At 75.3% G+C, this 18,716-nt stretch carries 17 protein-coding genes and 1 riboswitch; of the genes, 3 read left to right on the forward strand and 14 right to left on the reverse strand.

Features of this window, described 5'->3' with window-relative positions; genetic code table 11:
• Positions 1-104 precede the first annotated feature (104 nt).
• From ABD358_RS02145 to ABD358_RS02185, 9 genes are all read right to left on the reverse strand, one after another.
• Positions 105-1,385: a class I SAM-dependent methyltransferase gene (locus ABD358_RS02145; protein WP_344629063.1), complete on the reverse strand. Its 1,281-nt coding sequence runs from the start codon at positions 1,383-1,385 to the stop codon at positions 105-107.
• A gap of 267 nt (positions 1,386-1,652) precedes the next feature.
• A complete protein-coding gene (locus ABD358_RS02150; protein WP_344629064.1) occupies positions 1,653-3,035 on the reverse strand; it encodes an NAD(P)/FAD-dependent oxidoreductase in 1,383 nt (460 codons plus the stop codon).
• Between the two features lie 795 nt (positions 3,036-3,830).
• Positions 3,831-4,790, reverse strand: a complete 960-nt coding sequence (locus tag ABD358_RS02155; protein WP_344629065.1) for a Ppx/GppA phosphatase family protein — start codon at positions 4,788-4,790, stop codon at positions 3,831-3,833.
• Positions 4,787-5,332 (reverse strand): DUF501 domain-containing protein, encoded by a 546-nt coding sequence (locus ABD358_RS02160; protein ID WP_344629066.1) that lies wholly within the window; start codon positions 5,330-5,332, stop codon positions 4,787-4,789. Before ABD358_RS02160 ends, ABD358_RS02155 begins: the two co-directional genes overlap by 4 nt.
• 59 nt (positions 5,333-5,391) lie before the next feature.
• Positions 5,392-5,907, reverse strand: coding sequence for an FtsB family cell division protein (locus tag ABD358_RS02165; RefSeq protein ID WP_344629067.1), 516 nt, complete (start codon positions 5,905-5,907; stop codon positions 5,392-5,394).
• A 147-nt stretch (positions 5,908-6,054) separates the two neighbouring features.
• Positions 6,055-7,344 (reverse strand): phosphopyruvate hydratase, encoded by a 1,290-nt coding sequence (eno, locus tag ABD358_RS02170; RefSeq protein WP_344629068.1) that lies wholly within the window; start codon positions 7,342-7,344, stop codon positions 6,055-6,057.
• Between the two features lie 253 nt (positions 7,345-7,597).
• On the reverse strand, positions 7,598-8,338 hold the full coding sequence (locus ABD358_RS02175; RefSeq protein WP_344629069.1) for a transglycosylase family protein: 741 nt from the start codon (positions 8,336-8,338) through the stop codon (positions 7,598-7,600).
• A gap of 3 nt (positions 8,339-8,341) precedes the next feature.
• Positions 8,342-8,512, reverse strand: a riboswitch (cyclic di-AMP (ydaO/yuaA leader).
• A gap of 231 nt (positions 8,513-8,743) precedes the next feature.
• Positions 8,744-9,760, reverse strand: coding sequence for a transglycosylase family protein (locus ABD358_RS02180; RefSeq protein WP_344629070.1), 1,017 nt, complete (start codon positions 9,758-9,760; stop codon positions 8,744-8,746).
• A 131-nt stretch (positions 9,761-9,891) separates the two neighbouring features.
• Positions 9,892-11,142, reverse strand: coding sequence for a cytochrome P450 family protein (locus tag ABD358_RS02185; protein ID WP_344629431.1), 1,251 nt, complete (start codon positions 11,140-11,142; stop codon positions 9,892-9,894).
• 170 nt (positions 11,143-11,312) lie between these two features.
• Here ABD358_RS02185 and ABD358_RS02190 point away from each other — a divergent pair, with 170 nt between their 5' ends.
• A complete protein-coding gene (locus ABD358_RS02190; RefSeq protein ID WP_344629071.1) occupies positions 11,313-11,768 on the forward strand; it encodes a DUF4190 domain-containing protein in 456 nt (151 codons plus the stop codon).
• A 28-nt stretch (positions 11,769-11,796) separates the two neighbouring features.
• On the opposite strand, the gene ABD358_RS02195 is transcribed toward ABD358_RS02190, so the two are convergent.
• Genes ABD358_RS02195 through ABD358_RS02210 form a run of 4 tightly spaced genes read right to left on the reverse strand, consistent with a single transcriptional unit; the run spans position 11,797 to position 16,131 of the window.
• Positions 11,797-13,260: an MFS transporter gene (locus ABD358_RS02195; RefSeq protein WP_344629072.1), complete on the reverse strand. Its 1,464-nt coding sequence runs from the start codon at positions 13,258-13,260 to the stop codon at positions 11,797-11,799.
• A 35-nt stretch (positions 13,261-13,295) separates the two neighbouring features.
• On the reverse strand, positions 13,296-15,146 hold the full coding sequence (locus ABD358_RS02200; RefSeq protein ID WP_344629073.1) for a M48 family metalloprotease: 1,851 nt from the start codon (positions 15,144-15,146) through the stop codon (positions 13,296-13,298).
• Positions 15,143-15,931, reverse strand: coding sequence for an RNA polymerase sigma factor (locus ABD358_RS02205; protein WP_344629074.1), 789 nt, complete (start codon positions 15,929-15,931; stop codon positions 15,143-15,145). The genes ABD358_RS02200 and ABD358_RS02205 overlap by 4 nt, the downstream gene beginning before the upstream one ends.
• Positions 15,928-16,131, reverse strand: a complete 204-nt coding sequence (locus ABD358_RS02210) for a hypothetical protein (protein WP_344629075.1) — start codon at positions 16,129-16,131, stop codon at positions 15,928-15,930. Before ABD358_RS02210 ends, ABD358_RS02205 begins: the two co-directional genes overlap by 4 nt.
• A gap of 226 nt (positions 16,132-16,357) precedes the next feature.
• Between ABD358_RS02210 and ABD358_RS02215 the strand changes: the two genes are divergently transcribed.
• Together ABD358_RS02215 and ABD358_RS02220 are read left to right on the forward strand one after the other, a co-directional pair.
• Positions 16,358-16,942: a VanZ family protein gene (locus ABD358_RS02215; RefSeq protein ID WP_425576235.1), complete on the forward strand. Its 585-nt coding sequence runs from the start codon at positions 16,358-16,360 to the stop codon at positions 16,940-16,942.
• 136 nt (positions 16,943-17,078) lie between these two features.
• Positions 17,079-17,495: a DUF4190 domain-containing protein gene (locus ABD358_RS02220; protein ID WP_344629077.1), complete on the forward strand. Its 417-nt coding sequence runs from the start codon at positions 17,079-17,081 to the stop codon at positions 17,493-17,495.
• A gap of 33 nt (positions 17,496-17,528) precedes the next feature.
• On the opposite strand, the gene ABD358_RS02225 is transcribed toward ABD358_RS02220, so the two are convergent.
• Positions 17,529-18,686, reverse strand: coding sequence for an LLM class flavin-dependent oxidoreductase (locus ABD358_RS02225; protein ID WP_344629078.1), 1,158 nt, complete (start codon positions 18,684-18,686; stop codon positions 17,529-17,531).
• Positions 18,687-18,716 lie beyond the last annotated feature (30 nt).

An 18,716-nucleotide genomic window follows, 5' to 3' on the forward strand; every position in this document is an offset into this window, starting at 1 on the left:
GGGGCCCGGACCGTGCACGGTCCGGGCCCCGCCGCGTCGCCGCCTTCCGCCGCTCCCCGGCGTCCCGCCGTCCCCGCTCTTCGCGCCGGCGTCCCGCCGTCCGCCTAGCGCCAGTCGCGGGTGCGCAGCGGCAGCCCGGAGGCCCCGCTGCCGGGCGTGCGGACGGCCAGGACCTGGTTGACGCCTATGCGGTTGCGTTCGAAGGCGAGCGCGGACGCCGCCATGTACAGCCGCCACACCCGGGCCCGGCCCGGTCCGGCCAGCCGGGCCGCGCGGGGGAGGTCGGCCTCCAGGTTGGCCACCCAGCGGCGCAGGGTCAGCGCGTAGTGCTCCCGTATCGCCTCCAGGTCGCGGACCTCGAAACCGGCCTCCTCCAGGATCGTGACCGTCCGGCCGACGGGGGCCAGTTCGCCGTCGGGGAAGACGTACGCGTCGATGAAGGGATCCGTCTCGTACGCCTCCTCGTCCGGCAGGGGGCGCCGGGCTATCTGGTGGTTGAGCAGCCGGCCGCCGGGCCGCAGCAGGCCGTGGAGGATGTCGGCGTACTGCCGGTAGCGCACCGCGCCCACGTGCTCGGCCATGCCGATGGAGGCGACGGCGTCGTAGGGGCCGTCGTCGACCCGGCGGTAGTCCTGGACGCGGATGTCGACGCGGTCGGCGAGCCCGGCCTCGGCGACGCGCTTGCGGGCGAAGGTCGCCTGCTCCCGCGAGAGCGTGACGCCCACGGCCCGCACGCCGTACTCGCGGGCCGCGTGCAGCACCAGCGAGCCCCAGCCGCAGCCCACGTCCAGCAGCCGCTGACCGGGCTTCAGCGCCAGCTTGCGGCAGACGAGGTCGAGCTTGGCCTGCTGGGCGTCCTCCAGCGTGGTCCCCTCCCGGCCGTCCCAGTAGGCGCACGAGTAGACCATGGACGGCCCGAGCACCAGGGCGTAGAAGTCGTTGCCCACGTCGTAGTGGTGGCTGACGGCCCGCCGGTCGCGGCCGGGGGTGTGCCGCAGCCCGACGCGGCCGCGGACCTCCTCGCGGGGCGGGGGCGGCGGAGGCAGCGGCCCGGCGAGCGCGAGGAGTTCACGTCCTAACCCGAGTCTGCCCGCGAGGGCGGGGGCGGGAGCGCCGTCCCGCTCCCACACCAGTCCGGCCAGCCGGTCCAGGGCCGTGTACAGGTCGCCCTCGACGTCGATCTCCCCGGCCACCCAGGCGCGGGCGAGCCCCAGTTCGCCCGGCTTCCACAGCAGCCGCCGCAGCGCGCGCCGGTGGCGTACGACGAGGGTGGGCGCTCCCGGCGGCCCGGCCTCGCCGCCGTCCCACGTCCGCACCCGTACGGGCAGGGATGTGCCCAGCGCCTTCTCGGCAGCGTCCACAAGGCGTGCGGCGGCATGAGCCATGGCGTCCACCCTCCGTCGAACCGGCCGCTTCTCCCGTCAACACCCCTAGCTATCCCCGCGCGGCACCCCGGCCACTCCGCCCCCGTGCGCCGTTCCCGTCCCGCACGGCCCGGGGAAGGGAGCGTGCGGGACGGGCCGGGACACGGGAACGGCGCACGGGAACGGCGAAGGGGCGTCCGCCCCCCTTCGGTGGGAGGGCGGACGCCCCTTCGGAGACGTCCGGAACGCCTGGGCGCCAGGTGGCGGGCCCGGTGGCGGGCCCCGAGGTCAGGAAGCCTTGGCCTTGGGCCGGGCGTCCTGCGCGGCGGCCGAGACCGGGGCGGCGGCCTCGTAGAACTCCCCGCGGGGGTTCTCCACCGCGCCGAGGGAGACGACCTCGCGCTTGAGGAACATGCCGAGCGTCCAGTCCGCGAAGACGCGGATCTTGCGGTTCCAGGTGGGCATCGCCAGGCCGTGGTAGCCGCGGTGCATGTACCAGGCCAGGCGGCCCTTCACCTTGAGCTTGAGCTTCTTGCCGAGCACGATCATCGCCACGCCCTTGTGGAGGCCGAGGCCGGCCACCGCGCCCTTGTTGGCGTGGCGGTACTCGGTCTGCGGGAAGCCCCGCATGCCGGAGACCACGTTGTCGCCGAGCACCTTGGCCTGGCGCAGCGCGTGCTGGGCGTTCGGCGGGCACCAGGCGTTCTCGTTGCCCGCGTCGCGGCCGACGAGGTCCGGGACCTGGGCGTTGTCGCCCGCGGCCCAGATGTAGTCGGTGCCCTTGACCTGGAGGGTCGGCTCGGTGTCCACGTGGCCGCGCGGGCCCAGCGGCAGGCCGTAGCGGGCCAGCGCCGGGTTCGGCTTCACGCCGGCCGTCCACACGATGGTGTCGGAGTCCACCTCGAGGCCGTTCTTGAGCACCACGTGGCCGTCGACGCAGGACTCCATCGACGTGGACAGGTAGACCTCGACGCCGCGCTTCTGGAGGTGCTCCAGACCCCACTTGCCGAGCTGCGGGCCGACCTCGGGGAGGATCTTGTCCGCGGCGTCGACGAGGATGAAGCGCATGTCCTCGCGACGGACGTTGGCGTAGTACTTGCAGGCGTCGCGCGCCATGTCCTCGACCTCGCCGATGGTCTCGGCGCCTGCGAAGCCACCGCCGACGAAGACGAAGGTCAGCGCACGGCGGCGGACCTCCTCGTCGTTGGTGGAGTCGGCCTTGTCGAGCTGCGCCAGGACGTGGTTGCGCAGTCCGATGGCCTCCTCGACGGTCTTCATCCCGATGCCGTTCTCGGCCAGGCCGGGGATCGGGAAGGTGCGGGAGACCGCGCCGAGCGCGATCACCAGGTAGTCGAAGGGCACCTCGTAGGACTCGCCGACCAGCGGCGCGACCGTGGCGACCTTGCGGTCCTGGTCGATGCTCGTGACGCGCCCGGTGAGGACCTCCGCCTTGGGCAGCACCCGCCGCAGCGGGACGACGACGTGCCGCGGGGAGATGGAGCCGGCGGCGGCTTCCGGCAGGAAGGGCTGGTACGTCATGTACGAGCGCGGGTCGACGACGGTCACGGTCGCCTCGCCGTACCGCATCTTCTTCAGGATGCGGCGCGCTGCGTACATACCGACGTACCCGCCACCCACTACGAGGATTCGCGGACGCTCCGTGGTGCTCATGGCATCGAGTATCCACCCCTCTCCGGGGGTCTCCTCGTGAGGGTCTTCACAAGCATCTGCGCCGCTTCTGCTACACTCCCCCGCCCCGTGACCAGAGCCACACCCCGCACTGGGAACCTCCTCGCCTCACAGAGCGTTCACCACCCCCTGTGAGCTGCGGCATCGCTCCCCGGAGCCCGCCGTGCGCCCCTCGGCGACCCCGATGGGCGGCCATGGCGCGACACCCGCGAAACAGGCGCTTGCGGGCCGGAACGGCCCGGAAAAGCCATTACCGATGAGTAGCAAGGCCCGTCGGCGGGTTTTTCCTTGTGAAGAACTTCACGAACCTTTTCGCCGGGGACCCCGGAGGCGCCCCGGACGCTCCCCCGGCGGCCCGCGGAACGCCGGGGCGGCCACCCCCGGCGCCTCCTCCCCCGCGGCAGGGCGCCCCCTCAATTCCGGCCGGAGCAGCGGCGGTTCGGCCGCCGGACCCGCCTCCGGCGGACATGGCCCGCTCCGGCTCCGGACCGGGCATGACGTTCCCGTGAGACGCCCCGGCCCTGCCCTCCCCGCTCGCCCCGTCCTCCCCGCTGCGGGCCGCCCGCCACCCGGCTGCGCGCACGCGACGTGCGCGTCGTACTCGACGACCGGGCGGACGCCGAGCCGGGGGAGCGCCGGCCCGACGGCGGGGACTGCGCTCCCGCGGGCCGGGGGCCCCTCCGGGCCGTGCCCGGCGAGGGCCTGACGTCCGCGGAGGGGACGCCCCTGCGGCAGCCCGGACCGGCGATCCCGCCCCGGGCCCCGAGCGGCGGCGCCCTACGCCTTCTCCGCCACGGACCAGGCGATGCCGTCGAGGATGTCGTGCTCGCTCACCACGACCTCCCCGGCCCCGATCCGTTCCATCACCGACAGCAGGATCAGGGCTCCCGCGCCGATCACGTCCACCCGGCCCGGGTGCATCACGGGGATGGCGGCGCGCTCGTCGTGGCCGGAGGCCAGCAGGCGCTCGGTGACCCGGGCGACCTGCTCGATGCTGATCCGGGAGTGGTGGATGGCCGCCGAGTCGTACTCCGGCAGTCCCAGGGCGATGCCGGCGACGGTGGTGACCGAGCCCGCCAGGCCCACCAGCGTCCGGGCCTCCGCCAGCGGAACGGTCCGCTCGACGAGGTCCAGGGCGGCGTCGACGTCCGCCCGCACCGCGGCGACCTGTTCGGGGGCGGGCCGGTCCGCGGCCTTCCCGTCGCGCAGGAGGTGGCGTTCCGTCAGCCGCACGCAGCCGATGTCCACGCTGCGGGCGGCCCGTACGGCGTCGGAGCCCACCACGAACTCCGTGGAGCCGCCGCCGATGTCCACCACGAGGTAGGGCTTGGGCAGGTGCTCCCGGCCGGCCAGCTCCCGGGTGGCGCCGGTGAAGGAGAACTCGGCCTCCCGGTCGCCGGTGATCACCTCGGGCGGGGTGCCCAGGATGTCCACCACCCCGCGCACGAAGTCGTCCCGGTTCTCGGCGTCGCGCGAGGCGGAGGTGGCGACGAAACGGGTGCGGGCGGGGGTGACGCCGTGCTCGCGGATCACCTCGGCGTACTCGCGGCAGGCCGCGAAGGTGCGCTCCAGCGCCTCGGGCGCCAGCCGTCCGGTGCGGTCCACGCCCTGGCCGAGGCGGACGATGGTCATCCGGCGGTCGAGGTCGGTCAGTTCGCCGGTGGCCGGGTCGAGGTCGGCGACGAGCAGCCTGATGGAGTTCGTGCCGCAGTCGATGGCGGCGACCCGCGTCGTCATTCGGCGTCCTCCCGTCCTTCGCCCTCGTCGCCCACGCACACGCACGGGCCCTTCCGCCACCACTCGGGCAGCATGGCGATCGCCTCGTCGCCCAGCGGGTTCACGCCCGGTCCGGCGACCAGGGAGTGGGCCACCAGCACGTGGAGGCACTTCACCCGGTCGGGCATCCCGCCCGCGCTGGGGAAGCCCTCCAGCACCTCGATCGCGTCGCGGCGCGCGATGTAGTCCTCGTGCGCCCGGCGGTACGCGGCGGCCAGTTCGGGGTCCGTCCGCAGCCGCTCGGTCATCTCCTTCATCACGCCCTCGGCCTCCAGCGTGCCGATCGCGGAGGCCGCGCGGGGGCAGGTGAGGTAGTAGGTCGTGGGGAAGGGCGTGCCGTCCTCCAGCCGCGGCGCCGTCTCCACCACGTCGGGCAGGCCGCAGGGGCAGCGGTGCGCGATGGCGCGCAGGCCGCGCGGGGGACGGCCGAGCTGCCGCCGGAAGGCTTCGACGTCCGTGTCGGTGGGCTCGGTGGGTTCGGTGAGGGGCGGGGGCGTGTCCATGGGTCTCTCGTGTCTCGGGGCGGCGGGCGCCGGGGGGCGCGCCGCCGGCGGGGCTGGTGTCAGGGGCGCCGGTCCGCCTCGTCCACGCCGTCCCACAGGTGCCGGTACCAGGCTTGCCCGGTGGGCCCCTGCCCGGCGGGGCGCCGGGAGCGGGAGGCGTCCTCGGAGGCGCCGTCGGCGGTCCTGCCGGCCGTGCCGTCCTCCGGGAGGGTGTAGCCGACCTCGCCGGGGCGGACGTAGAGCAGGTGCTCGCGGATCATCCGCTCCACATAGGCCGGGTCCTTCCAGCGGGCCTTCTCGTCGCGCTTCTTCTCGACGCGGTCGCGCAACTCCTCGACCAGGCGGCGCTGTTCGGCTATCTCCGCGCGCTGCGTGACGTACTGCCGCATCGGGTAGGCGAGGGCGACGACGAGCGAGCACAGGACCAGGACGAGCAGCGCGGCGCGTCCGGTCAGCCTGCTGCGGCGCGGTGCGCGCATCCGGCGGTTCTGCGCGCGGTAGACGCGCTCCGCCGCCTGGGTGCCCAGCGCCCTGATCCTGGTCGCGGTGGAGAACCGGTCCCGGTCCGCGGCCACCTCGCCTCCCCCTGTCGCCCCTGTCGTCCTCGTACGCGCCGCCGCACGCGCTCGTGCGCCGCCGTGTCCCCGCCACCGTACGGGACGGCGGCCGGGGACACGGCGGGGGCGCGGCGCGGCCCGCCGGACCGGCGGGCGGTCGCGGTCCTACTTCTCCGTGGGACGGAAGCGCGGGAACGCGGAGCGGCCCGCGTACACGGCGGCGTCGTCGAGGATCTCCTCGATGCGCAGGAGCTGGTTGTACTTGGCGACGCGCTCGGAGCGGGCCGGGGCGCCGGTCTTGATCTGGCCGCAGTTGGTGGCGACGGCCAGGTCGGCGATGGTGACGTCCTCGGTCTCGCCGGAGCGGTGGGACATCATGCACTTGAAGCCGTTGCGCTGGGCCAGCTCGACGGCGTCCAGGGTCTCGGTCAGGGAGCCGATCTGGTTGACCTTGACCAGCAGGGCGTTGCCGGCGCCCTCCTCGATGCCGCGGGCCAGGCGCTCGGGGTTGGTGACGAACAGGTCGTCACCGACGAGCTGGACCTTGTCGCCGAGTTCGGCGGTGATGGCCTTCCAGCCCTCCCAGTCCTCCTCGTTCAGCGGGTCCTCGATGGAGACCAGCGGGTAGGCGTCGACCAGCTCCGCGTAGTACGCGGTCATCTCGGCGGCGGTGCGCTCCTTGCCCTCGAAGACGTAACGGCCGTCCTTGTGGAACTCGGTGGCGGCCACGTCCAGGGCGAGGGCGACGTCCTGGCCGGGGGTGTAACCGGCCTGCCGGATGGCCTCCATGATGAGGTCGAGCGCCTCGCGGTTGGAGCCCAGGTTCGGGGCGAAGCCGCCCTCGTCGCCCAGGCCGGTGGACAGACCGCGCTCCTTCAGCACCTTCTTGAGGGTGTGGTAGACCTCGGTGCCCCAGCGCAGGGCCTCGGAGAAGGACTCCGCGCCGATGGGGGCGATCATGAACTCCTGGATGTCGACGTTGGAGTCCGCGTGCGCGCCGCCGTTGAGGATGTTCATCATCGGCACCGGCAGCAGGTGGGCGTTCGGGCCGCCGAGGTAGCGGAACAGCGGCAGGTCGGACGCCTCGGAGGCGGCGTGCGCGACGGCCAGCGAGACGCCGAGGATGGCGTTGGCGCCGAGCGAGGACTTGTCCGGGGTGGCGTCCAGGTCGAACATCGCCTGGTCGATCAGGCGCTGCTCGGTGGCGTCGTACCCGACCAGCTCCGGGCCGATCTGCTCGATGACGGCGAGGACGGCCTTCTCGACGCCCTTGCCGCCGTAGCGGCCCTTGTCTCCGTCACGCAGTTCCAGGGCCTCGAAGGCGCCGGTCGAGGCGCCGGACGGGACGGCCGCACGGCCGGTGCTGCCGTCGTCGAGGCCGACCTCGACCTCGACCGTGGGGTTGCCTCGCGAGTCGAGGATCTCGCGGGCCACTACGACGTCGATGGACGGCACGAGGATCTCCTTCGTGTATGTCGGGCATGTGTCTCGGGTCTCAGCCCCCTGAGCCTATCCGCACCGTGCGCGCGACCCGGCCGACAGCCCATGCCGTACGGCTTAACGGCGGATGAAAGCGCAGCTCAGGAGAGGGACGAGCAATTTGTTTCCAAATTAAATAAACCCGGTGCGGGGCGTCCTCCGCAAGAGGGGTGACACACCGCACCGGGTTGGCGCCGCCGGGTCGCGGACCGGGCGGGCGCCCCGCGCGTCAGACGCGGAGCTTCTGGCCCGGGAAGATCAGGTTGGGGTCGTCGCCCACCACGTCCCTGTTCGCCTCGTAGAGCTGCTGCCAGGTGGTGCCGTGCTCGGCCGCGATCATGCGCAGGGTGTCCCCCGCCCGCACGGTGTAGGTGCCGGCCCCGGCCTTGTCGCGGTCCCCGGCCCCGGCCTTGTCGCGGTCCCCGGCCCGCCGCCCGTCCCGCCCGTCGTGGCCGCCGGCCCGGGACGCCGGCCGGGACCGGTACCGGGACTGGCCCTGAGCCTGCGACCGGGTCTGCGACCGGGCCTGGAACCGGGAGTGCCCCTTCCGGCCGCCGTCGGAGCCGCCGTCCGGGTCCACCTCGGCCGCCGGCCCGTCGGCGGTGAGGCCGCCCTCCTCCGCACAGCCCCAGGCGCCCGGTCCCTGCATGGCCAGCAGGCGCTCGGCGACGGCGATCTGCTGGTCCCTGGTGGCCAGGTCGGCGCGCGGGGCGTACCGGAGACCGCCGGCGGCCTCCCAGCTCGCCTGCGCGAACTGGAGGCCGCCGTAGTAGCCGTTGCCGGTGTTGATGGACCAGTTGCCGCCGGACTCGCACCGGGCCACCCGCTCCCAGGTGTCCACGGACGCCGCCGACGCGCTCTGCGCGCCCGACAGCGGAACGGCGATCGCCGCACCCGCGGCGCCGGTCAGCGCGGCCGCGCGGACCGCCTTGGCGGTACGACTGTCATGACGCTTGCCGGTGAACAGCATGGACGTCCTTCTCACCGACGCCTGCGAGGTGAGCTGTCGGGTTCGGACCGTGAGCAGCCCGGCCGGACGGGAACGGACGTCCCCGCTCGGCTTCACCCCGAGCCGCTCCGGTCCGTGCGGACCTCGGCGGCGCCTACCTGGTTCCCCCGCTCCTGCCATCGGCGCTGACGCGACGACTGGCCACCGGCCGCCGGCAGGATTCGGCGCTGCGGTCGGTGGCACTCGCGGTGCGAGCGAGAAGACGGTAAGCACACCCGGGCATACACCTCAAAGCATGTCAGAAACCAAGCATTCACCCTTCTTGATGCGAACAAGGATGAATCGCGCAGGTCAGACACAGCACGTTAGGCCGGACAGGAAGGACACGCCGCAATAGCCCAGGAGGGTCATTCCGCGGCCCCGTCCTCAGCCGAGGGCGAGCTCCTGCCCCGGGAGGATCAGGTCCGGGTCGTCGCCCACGACTTCCCTGTTGGTCTCGTACAACTCCGTCCAGCCGCCTCGCACGTCGTGCTCCAGTGCGATCGCCGAGAGCGAGTCCCCGGGCTGGACGCGGTAGCCCCCGTCCGCCGTCAGGGGGCCCTCGCCGTCGGCGCGCTCGGCGGAGCGGTCCGTGCGCCCGGCCTCCGGGCCGGACCGTTCGTCCCGTGCGGCCTCCCGGCCGTCCGTCCGCTCGGCCGCCTCCAGTTCCAGCTCCCGCGGGTCGCGCTCGCCGCGGTGCCTGCCGGTGCCCGCCTCCCGGTCGGCGGCGTCGCCGCGCGTCCCGGCGCCGGACCCGGCGGTCCTCTCCTCCGGCCCGTCCGCCGGCTTCCCGCCGGACGGGTCCGCCTCCGCGTCCCTCCCCGCGCCGCCGGAGCCGCCGGCGGCGTCACCGGAGCCGGCCGTGCCGTCGGCGGCGCCGCCGTCGGACTTCCCGGACTTCCCGGAGTCCTCCGTCCCGCCGCTCTCCGTCCCGCTCCCGCGGCCGTCCCGCCCGGCCGGCGGGGTGGACGACTCCTCCTCGGACGGCAGGACGTCGCCGGGGTCGATGGCGGGCGCCTCGCCCGTGGAGTCGTAGCGCAGCCCGGCGTTGACGCCGCAGGCGGGCCAGGCGTCCGGGCCCTGGTCGGCCAGGATCCTCTCGGCCACCGCGATCTGCTGGCTGCGGCTGGCGAGGTCGGGGCGCTCCGCGTAGACCGTGCCGCCGTACTCCTCCCACGTCTCCTGGGTGAGCTGGAGGCCGCCGTAGTAGCCGTTGCCGGTGTTGGCGCTCCACAGCCCGCCGCTCTCGCACTGCGCCACCCGGTCCCAGGTGTCGAGGTCGGCCGCCTGGGCGCCCGACGCGCCGAGCAGGGGCATGGCGATTCCCGCGCCGGTCATCCCGGCCGTGACGAAGATGGCGGGAGCCTGGCGGGGGCGGCGGTGTCTACCGTTCCCGGAGAGCATGTGTGGGACCTCTCGTACGTGGGGAGTCGACAAGGTTCAGCACGTGTTGAGGGCTGAACGTAGCGCTCTTGTGCGATCATCACAAGTCAATGTCTCGGAGATCACGCCCCGGTCACGCGGGTGACCGAGCGTCACCCGCGTACCGGTCCGAACTCCACGGGCAGTTCGCGCAGTCCGCGCATGATGAGGCCGCCGCGCCGGCGCAGCGCGGACGGCTCGACCGCCAGCCGCAGGTCGGGAAGGCTTCCGAACAGGGCGGACAGGGCGATCCTCCCCTCCAGCCGGGCCAGCGGCGCCCCGAGGCAGTAGTGGATGCCGTGGCCGTAACCGAGGTGCGGATTGTCACGGCGGGTGAGGTCCAGCGTGTCCGGGTCGGCGAACCTCGACGGGTCCCGGTCGGCGGCGGCCAGCACCACCAGCACCGGGTCGCCGGGGGCCACGCGCTGCCCGCCGATCGTCATCGGCTCGGTGGCGAACCGCCAGGTCGCCAGCTCGACCGGCCCGTCGTAGCGCAGCAGTTCCTCCACCGCGGTCCGCAGCAGCCCGGTGTCGCCCGCCGCCACCGCGTCCTGGAACAGCCGCCGCTGGGCGGGGTGCTCCAGCAGCGCGTAGGCGCCGTTGCCGATCAGGTTCACGGTGGTCTCGAAGCCGGCGAAGAGCAGGATGAAGGCCATCGCCGCGGCCTCGTTCTCCGTGAGCTGCTCACCGTGGTCACTGGCCCGGATCAGCTCCGAGATCAGATCGTCGCCCAGGTCGCCGCGCTTGCGGTGGATCAGCTCGGCCAGGTACGCGCGTATCCTCTTCACCGCCCGCCCCACCCCGCCGCGCGGGCCGCCGCCGTGACGGATCATCATGCCCGCCCAGTCGCGGAAGTCGTCCTGGTCCCCGGCCGGGACGCCGAGCATGTCGCAGATGGCGTAGATGGGCAGCGGGAAGGCGAACTCGTGGATGAGATCCGCGTGCCCGCGCTCCGCGAAACCGCCGATCAGCCGGTCGGCCAGTTCCCTCACCCGCGGCTCGAAGGCCGCCACCCGGCGCGGGGTGAACGCCTTGGACACCAGCCGCCGCAGCCGGGTGTGGTCGGGCGGGTCGATGTTGAGCAGGTGCGTCATCAGGTTCGCGCTGCGCTCCCCCGGGATCCCCACCTTCCCCCGGCCGTGCGCGGCCTCGCTGTGGTGGACGGGGTTCTTGCTCAGCCGCGGGTCGGCCAGCACCTCGCGCGCGTCCGCGTACCGCGTCACCAGCCACGCCTCCACCCCGCTGGGCAGCACGGTCCTGTGCACCGGCGCGTGCTCCCGCAGCCAGGCGTACGCCGGGTACGGGTCGGTGGCGAACTCGTGGGTGAACAGGGGCGGCATGGGCGGGGCGGACGCTCCGGGCATCGGGGGCGTCCCGCCGGCGGGGCTCTCGTCGTGCACGCCCTCGACGCTAGCGCGGCCGTCCGCCCGGGCCGCACGCCCGTCCCGCACCGGCCGCCCTCCGGCGGCATGCGTGCCCGGGCGAGGGGTACGGCGGCAGGGACGGACACGGAGAGACTCCCGGGGAGGCCGCGGTGCCTTCGTACTCCTACCCCCCTCCGCAGGACTGGGGCCCCTACTCGCAGGACTGGGGGCACCAGGAGCCCGAGCCGCCACCGCCCGGACCGCCGCCCGCTCCCGCCGGGCCGCCCCGGGACGGGATGGGGATCGCCGCCTTCGTGCTCGGGCTGATCGCCCTGGTGATGTTCTGGACCGTCCTCCTGGGCGTGGTGCCGGGGGTGCTGGCGCTCGTCTTCGGCGTCGTCGGCCACCGCCGCGGCAGGCGGGGCGAGGCCACCAACGGCTGGATGGCGCTCACCGGGGCGATCACGGGCTTCGCCGGCCTGGTGCTCTCCGCCGCCCTGGTCTCCGCCGCCCTGGCCTTTCTCGGCTCCGACGCGTTCGGCGACTTCCGCGACTGCGTGCGCGACGCCGGCACCCCCGTCGAGCAGGAGCGGTGCGTGACGGACCTCCGCGAACGGTTCCGGTGAGGGACGGCGCCCGCCCCGCACGCCGGGATCAGCCCTTCCGCGCCGTGCGGCGGTCCTCTCCCGGAAGCGTGAACAGGATCAGCAGCAGGGAGCAGGCCAGGACCGCGGAGCCGGTGCGGAAGGCCAGGGCGTAGCCCGGCGCGAGGGCGGACGGGGCGTCGCCGGTGATGCGGGAGGCGGCGACGGTGGACAGGACCGCCAGCCCCAGGGAGCCGCCCATGGTCCGGGAGGTGTTCACCAGCGCCGAGACCACGCCCGCGTCCCGGTACGGGGCGCCGGTGGTGGCCAGGGACGCCAGCGGGGTGGCCAGCAGGCCGGTGCCCAGCATCGTCGTGACCCCGGGCCCCAGGACCGTGCCCGCGTAACCGCCGTCGGCGTCCATGACGAGGCTGTACCAGAGGAAGCCGCAGGCGGCCAGCGCCACCCCCGTCAGCGCGGTGTTCCGCGCACCCGCCCAGTGCATCAGCCGGGGGGCGAGCTTGGAGCCCGCGACGACGCTCAGGGAGTGCGGCAGGAAGCCCAGCCCCGCCTGGAGCGGCGTGAACAGCAGCACGTTCTGCATGTACAGGGACATGAAGTACCAGGAGGACACCAGCGCGGCGCCGCAGACGAACATCGCGGCGTTGGCCGCCGACACCGACGGCAGCCGGAACAGGCGCAGCGGCATCAGCGGCGCCCCGACGCGGGCCTCGACCGCGACGAACACGCCGAGCAGCGCGAGCCCGCCCAGCAGGGGCAGGAGGGTGGCCGCGTCCGCCCAGCCGGCGGTCTCCGTCTGCACGATCCCGTACGCCACCGCGCCGAGCCCGCCGGTGACCAGCACCGCGCCGGGCACGTCCATCCCGCCGCCCCCCTTGCCGCGGTCGCCCCTCAGTCGGAGCGCCACCGCGGCCAGGACCAGCACGCCGACCGGCACGTTGACCAGCAGCACCCAGCGCCAGGACAGGGCGTCGGTGAGCACGCCGCCGACGAAGCCGCCCGCCGCGCCGCCCCCCGCCCCCACCGCCGTCCAGGTGCCGATGGCCCGGGCGCGCGCCGGCCCCTCCGGGACGGAGGTGGTGAGCAGGGTCAGGGTGGACGGGGCGAGGACGGCGGCGCCCACGCCCTGGACGGCCCGCGCTGCCAGCAGCTGCCAGGGCTCCTGGGCGAGGCCGCCCGCCAGGCTGGCGGCGGTGAACAGGCCGAGCCCGGCCAGGAAGACGCGTTTGCGTCCGAAGACGTCGCCGGCCCGCCCGCCGAGCAGCATGAACCCGGCGAAGGTCAGGGTGTAGGTGTTGACGACCCACTGCAGCCCGGCCTCGCCCATCCCCAGGCCGGTGCGGATGGAGGGCAGGGCCACGTTGACGACCGAGACGTCGAGGACGACGAGGAACTGGCCCGCGCACGCGGCGAGGACCACCACCCACAGCGTCCCCGGCCGGTCCCCCGCGCCCTTCCCGGGCTCCGTCCGGTCCGTCTCGTGGGTGTCGGCGTCCGCCGGGCGTTCGGCCATGCCGCCCATGCTAGAGAGCCGTCTCCGCACGCGCCTCACTCCCTCGGTGGGAGGTCCGGGACCCTCGGGGGCGCCGGGAGGTCCGGGATGACCGGGGCGGGCGGGACGGCGGTGGGGAGCGGGAGCACCGGGAACCCCGTCGGGTCCGGCGGGGCGGGCGTGTACCGGGTGACGGGGACGCCGGGGCGGGGCCGCTCCTGTCCGCCGTCGCCCAGGAGGCTCCACACGAAGACCGCCGCGATCGCCCCCATCGCGACCAGCGGCCAGACGGGGCGCCGGGGGGCGGCCTGTGCCGGACGGGCCGCGTCCGGGCGGGGCGGCGGCCCGGTGCGGACCGGCGGGGCCGCGAGGTCCACCCCGCACAGGACGAGCTGCGCGCGGAGCCGGGAGAGGGCGCCGGGATCGGTCACCGCCTCCCGCACCAGCTCCACCGCCTCCCGGGCCTCGGCGTCGTACGGGACCGGCTCGGCGGCCCCCGTCCAGCGCACGCTCCACTCCGCCCGGCCCGCGGCGACCAGTCCCTGGCCGACCAGCACGGCGAGCGCCCGCTCCGGGGTCCCCGGGCCCTCCCGCGGGTCCGGGCGCCAGCCCGTGCCGTGCAGCGCCCCGGCCAGTTCCGCGCCCCGCCCGTCGGCGAGCAGGTCCAGGAAGGCGCCGAGCGCGGGCTCCGGCGGGCCGCCGAGGAGGGCGAGGGGGCCGCGCAGCGTCTCCACGGCCCGGGCGGCCCGCTCCCCGGCGGCGTCGGCGAGCCACTCCTCCCACGGCCGGACGGTTCCGCGGGCGCCGGGCGGGAGGAGCGGGCGCAGCAGGGAGTCCCACAGCTCCCGCAGGCGCCGGTCGTCCTCGCCCAGCAGGGTCCGTCCCGGGCGCGGGTCCGGGGGCGCCGCCGAATCCGGGCAGCGGGCGAGGGCGGCGAGGCGGCGGCCGAGCGGCGGATGGGAGTCCAGGCGCGAGCGGGGCGGCTCCGGAAGCCGCCGCCACTCCTCCAGCACCCCGGCGTAGCCGGGGTCGGCCAGCATGAGGGCGAAGGGCCGCAGCGGATCGTCGGGCATCCGGCCGCGTTCGGTCATGGGGTCCAGCAGGCGGGCGCGGAAGTCGGCCCAGGCCGCGCCGACGGTGCGGACGGCGGTCAGGGCGGACGCCGTCGCCTCGCGCCCCGCGACGGCGGCCGCGGCCGCGTCCGCCTGGTACTCCAGGCGGCGCCGCACGCCGAACGTGATCGCGTCGTACAGCCACGCGTACGCCCCCAGCAGCCGGAACTGCAGCCCCGAGTACATCGCCACCATGGGGTTGCCCGCCGCCGCCCCGGCGATGTCCGCCCTCGCCCGGTGGATGGCGGACGAGCCCCGGTGGGCGGTCGCCGCGAACCGGGTGTGCCGCCGCGCGTAGTGGCCCAGTTCGTGGCAGAGCACCGCCCGCAGCTCGTCCGCGCGCAGCCCCGCCAGCAGCGGAACGCCGATCTCCATGCGGCGGACGGGGGGCCGGAGGCCGCGGCCGGCGTCCTCGGCGGCGGACGCGTTGGCCTCCAGGGTGAGCCGGATCTCGGTCGGTTCGGGCGCGCCCACCGCACGGGCCAGGCCGGCGACCGTCCGCCACAGCTCCGGCGCCTGCTCGCGTCCGACCGCCACCGTGCCCCGCCCGGGGGCCGGGGCCCGCCCGCCGGGGAACAGGCCGCGCAGGACCGCCGCCACGGCCGGGAACCCGAAGACGACGGCGTAGAACGGCTGGGGCGAGGTCAGCCGCGTCCCGTCGACGAGCACCACCCACGCCGTCAGGGCCGTGTAGGCGCAGTAGGCCAGGACGAGCGCCCCCGACAGCGCGTAGAAGCCCGCCAGCAGCACCAGGGCGAGCGCGGTCCGCAGCACCGCCCCCGGGACGGCCCTCATCCCCGCCCGCCCCCGCCGGACACGGCCCCGTCCGGCCCGGCGGGCGCAGCGCCGGTGACGGCGGACCGCACCCGGGCCGCCGTCTCCGCGCCGGACGCCACCGCGCTCCGCAGCCACGCCTCCGCCGCCAGCAGCGCCGGGGCGATCCGGTCGCCGTCCGGCCGCGGCGGGACGGCGGGGAGGTCCCACGGCGCCCCGCCCGTGGACCCCGCGGACCCCGTGGACCCCGCGGACCCCGCGGACAGGGACACCTCCCGCCTCCCGGTGGACCGGGCCTCCTGCCGTTCCCGCATGTCCAGCACCTTCTCCAGCGTCCGCCGGGCCTTGAACAGGCTGGCCGCCACGCCTCCCCGGCTGAGCCCGAGCTCCTCCGCCACGGCGTCCTGCGGCATGCCGTGCAGGCAGTGCAGCACCAGGACCGTGCGCTGCCGGCGGGGCAGCAGCGCCAGCGCGTCCAGGACGGCCCGCGCCCCGACCGTCTGCTCCACCCCGGCCGCCACCGGGTGCGGGAAGTCGTCCAGCCCCGCGGCGCGGGTCCGCGCGCCGCGCCGCCCGGCCGCCCACAGGCGCTGCCGCACCACCCGGTACACCCACGCGTCCGGCGCCTCGTAGCCCGCGATCCGGTCCCACCGCCGGAACGCCTCCGCGTAGGCCTCCTGCACCGCGTCCTCGGCGTCCTGCCGGTGGCCGCACAGCAGCAGGGCCCGGGCCAGCATCCCGGGGAACGACCGGGCGAAGAACACCCCGAACTCCTCGGCCGCCACGGCCTCCGCGGTGTCGCTCATCCCCGCTCCCCCCTCCGGTGCGACCGCACCGTCATCCTGGCCCGGTGAGCCCCCCGGTACTCCACGGCCACGTCGCCGCGGGAGCTCAGCGCGCGCGAGAAGACGCGCTCCCGCTCCCGGAGGGAGAGCCAGTGCACCAGGACCCTTACCCCCGCCGCGATCCCTCCGATCCCGACGGTCGCCACGATCTGCTCCACCATCTTCCGGCCCTCCGGTCCGCTGTCGTCGTCACCGGTAACAGCGCGGGAGGCGCGGGGCGTTTACCGCCGCGGGCGGCGGCGCGGCACCGGCGGCACGGCACGGAACGGCCGGGGACACCGGGCATCCGCCCCGCAGTACCGCATACGGCCCTTTACCGGGGGTATCCGGCATCACGCCGCAGGCTCGCACCGAACCGCCGACGACCACGATCCGGGGGTGGACCGCATGGAACGCCGTCACTCGCCGACACGCACGGACACCGCCGCGGACGCGGCGGCGCGCGGGGAGCCCGGACCGCCTCCCCGCTCCCCCGTGGTGCGGGTGCTGGCGATGGCGGCGGCCCTGGCCGCGACGGTCCTGTTCGCCGTGGTCCTGGCCAGGCTGACCCTGACGCCCTCGCACGCCTCGGAGTCCCTGACGCACGTCAACCTGCGCCCCGGGGACTCCATCCGCGCCTACCTCGACCAGCCGGCGTTCCGCGACACCGTCAAACAACTGGGCGGGAACATCCTGCTGGGCGTGCCCTTCGGCGTGCTGCTGCCGGTCGCCTGGCCCCGCGCCCGCGGGCTGCTGCGGGTGGCCGCGCTGACCGCGGTGGTGATGGCCGCGGTCGAGGTGGTGCAGGGCCTCGTCGTTCCGGGCCGGGCGTTCGACATCGACGACGTCATCCTCAACACCACCGGCGCCCTCCTGGGCTACCTGCTGCTGGGCCGCCGGCTGGGGCGGGCCGTCCACCCGCCCCGCCGCCGGCGGTGGCGGCGGCGCCGGTCCGGGCGGCACGCCCCGGCGGCCGGGGCCGGGGGGAGCTGACGGGGCGTCGGGGCCGGGGCCGTTTCGGGCGGCCGGCGCCGGGAAGCAGCCGGTCCGGCGCCCGGCTCCCCTCCACTCCCTTTCACGCCACTCGCTTCGAGCCGGCCGCACCGCCCCGGAACGGAAGGACGCCACCGTGCCCCCGTATTCCCCGTCCCGGAGGGAACCGGACCCCGGCCCCCGGGGGGCGGTCGCCGCGCGACCGCCCCGCAACGGCCCGGGAACCGCCGCCCTCGCCCTCGGCCCGGTCGCCCTGGTGTCGTTGTGGACCCTGCTCGGCGGCCTGGTGCTGGGCCCGCTCGCGCTCGTGCTCGGCCTCCTCGGCCGCCGCCGCGCCGGGCGGGGCGGGGCGACCAACGGCACCGTGGCGCTCGTCGGGGCGGTCACGGGCGGTCTCGCCCTGGCGGCCTCGGCCGCACTCGTCGCCGTCGGCGTGTCCTTCCTCGACTCCGACGAGTTCGAGCACTTCGGGGACTGCATGCGCAACGCGGGCAGCGCCTCCGAGGAGCGGCGGTGCGAGGAGAACCTCCGGGCCGGCGTCGGGAGGGAGTGAACCCACCCCCGGATCCGCCGTCCCGTCCCGCCGTCACCGCGTTCCGGCGGACGCGAAGGGGACCTGGGCGGCGGGCTCCGGGGCGGCGGTGCGGGCGGGGTGGGTCCACAGGCCCCGCCGCCGGAGCAGCGGCAGCACCCCCTCCCCGAACCAGTACGCCTCCTCCAGGTGCGGGTAGCCGGAGAGGACGAACTCGTCGATGCCGAGCCGGTGGTACTCGGCGATCCGCTCGGCGACCTCGGCGTGGCCGCCCACCAGAGCCGTCCCCGCCCCGCCGCGGACCAGGCCGATGCCGGCCCACAGGTTGGGGGACACCTCCAGGTCGTCGCGGCTGCCGCCGTGCAGCGCGAGCATCCGCCTCTGCCCCTCGGACTCGCTGCGGGCGAGGCCGCTCTGCACGGCGCGCACCGTCCCGGGGTCGAAGCCGTCCAGCAGCCGGCGCGCCTCGGCCCACGCCTGGTCGGAGGTGTCGCGGGTGATGACGTGGAGGCGGATGCCGAAGCGGACGGTGCGGCCCTCCTCCTCGGCGAGGGAACGGACCCACGCGATCTTCTCCGCCACCTGGGCGGGCGGTTCGCCCCAGGTGAGGTAGACGTCCGAGTGGCGGGCGGCGACCTCCCCGGCGATCGGCGAGGAGCCGCCGAAGTAGATCCTCGGCGCCGGCTCGGGCAGCCGGGTCAGCCGCGCGCCCTCGACCCGCAGGTGGCTGCCCTCCAGGTCCACCGTCCCGCCGTCCCACAGCGCCCTGACGATCTCCAGGAACTCGCCGGTGCGGACGTAGCGGGCGTCCTTGTCGAGGAAGTCGCCGTAGGCGCGCTGCTCGTGGCTCTCGCCGCCGGTGACGATGTTGAGGAGCAGCCGTCCGCCGGTGAGCCGCTGGTAGGTGGAGGCCATCTGCGCGGCGAGGGTCGGCGAGACGGAGCCGGGGCGGAAGGCGACCAGGAACTTCAGCCGCTCGGTGTGCTGGCTGACCATGGCCGTGGTCAGCCAGGCGTCCTCGCACCACGCGCCGGTCGGCGTCAGGGCCCCGGTGAAGCCCAGGTCCTCGGCGGCGCGGGCGATCTGGGCGAGGTAGCCGACGGTCGGCGGGCGGTCGCCGCCGGCGGCGGTGACCGGGGTGCCGTGGCCGCCGCCGACGACGTGGCGGCTGTCGCCGTTGGTGGGCAGGAACCAGTGGAAGGTGAGGCTCACGGTGGTCTCCGTATCCGGTGGCGGGCGGAC

This window comes from Streptomyces glaucosporus (assembly GCF_039533345.1).
GTDB classification, from domain to species: domain Bacteria; phylum Actinomycetota; class Actinomycetes; order Streptomycetales; family Streptomycetaceae; genus Streptomyces; species Streptomyces glaucosporus.